Below are 472 nucleotides of genomic sequence, written 5' to 3' on the forward strand. Positions count from 1 at the left end.
TGATGGCGGCCACGCTGGCCACGGAGATGGTCGTGCCGCTGGGCTATGCGGTCTGGCTGACCTACTTCATGGCGGTCGGCATCACGCTGTTCCAGCGCCGCCTGGACGTGCCGCTGCTGGTCGCGATCGGGTCCTGCCTCCTGTTGGCGGTCGGATACAACGTCGCGCCGGCCAGCAGCAATTCGGCGTTCTCTTTCGTCAACCGCAGCATCGGCGGCGTCGCCTTCCTGATGATGGCGCTGACCGTGATGAAGGCCATCGGCGCCCGCCGCGAAGCGGCCGACGCGCTGTGGCTGCAGGCTGGCGAGAATGTGGTCGGCACCAGCCTTCAAGGGGATCCCACCCCGCGTGAACTGGCCGAAGCTGCCATGCGCGCGCTGTGCGCGCAGCTCAATGCCGATGTCGGCGCGATGTACCGCCTGCAGGGCGAGCGGCTGGTGCTGGTCGGTGGCGCCGCGCTGCCGTCGCAGCT

The 472-nt window shown here is 68.9% G+C and carries 1 protein-coding gene; it reads left to right on the plus strand.

All coding sequences use genetic code 11. The features are described from left to right. Window positions 1-472 (plus strand): hypothetical protein (locus tag ACLFKU_RS44105; protein WP_410853440.1); only part of this gene is annotated, 472 nt, incomplete at both ends.

Origin of the sequence: Paraburkholderia sp. EG304 (assembly GCF_046543485.1) — a bacterium.
In the GTDB taxonomy this organism is placed as follows: domain Bacteria; phylum Pseudomonadota; class Gammaproteobacteria; order Burkholderiales; family Burkholderiaceae; genus Paraburkholderia; species Paraburkholderia youngii.